Origin of the sequence: Adlercreutzia sp. DFI.6.23 (assembly GCF_024462535.1) — a bacterium.
GTDB lineage: Bacteria > Actinomycetota > Coriobacteriia > Coriobacteriales > Eggerthellaceae > Adlercreutzia > Adlercreutzia rubneri.
Window position 1 is genome coordinate 1 of sequence record NZ_JANGBP010000137.1, and the last position, 422, is coordinate 422.

The 422-nt window shown below is 63.3% G+C and carries 1 pseudogene; it reads right to left on the reverse strand.

Features of this window, described 5'->3' with window-relative positions:
* Positions 1–52 precede the first annotated feature (52 nt).
* Positions 53–422, reverse strand: a pseudogene (locus NE591_RS12690) (hypothetical protein); the annotation flags it as partial.

Genomic DNA, 422 nt, shown 5'->3' on the forward strand with positions numbered 1-422 from the left:
CAGACCGCGCTCATGACCAGCCACCACTTCCAGCAGGTCTTCCACCACTGCTCTAGGCTGATCTTGCACACGGCCAGACCCGCGACAAGGATGGCACTCGTGGCGCGATGATAGTCATCATGGGCTCGGCCAGGCACAGGGCCGTGACAGCACCCTCGGGATTCAGTCCCACCAACTCGGTCAGGGGCCCGAAGATGGGCATGGTGAGCGCCGCCAGGCTGGAAGAGCTCGGCACCAGGATGGTCAGAAGGTTCTCCGCCACGTACAGAATGGTGGTGTACACCGCAGGCGCCACATCGGCGAGCCCCATGGCCATGGCGTTCAGAATGGTATCGATGATCATGCCGTTATCGGCAATGACGAGCACGCCGCGGGCCTGAAGGACTTCGCGTTCTCGGCCATCGTCATCGGCCTGGCCCGCG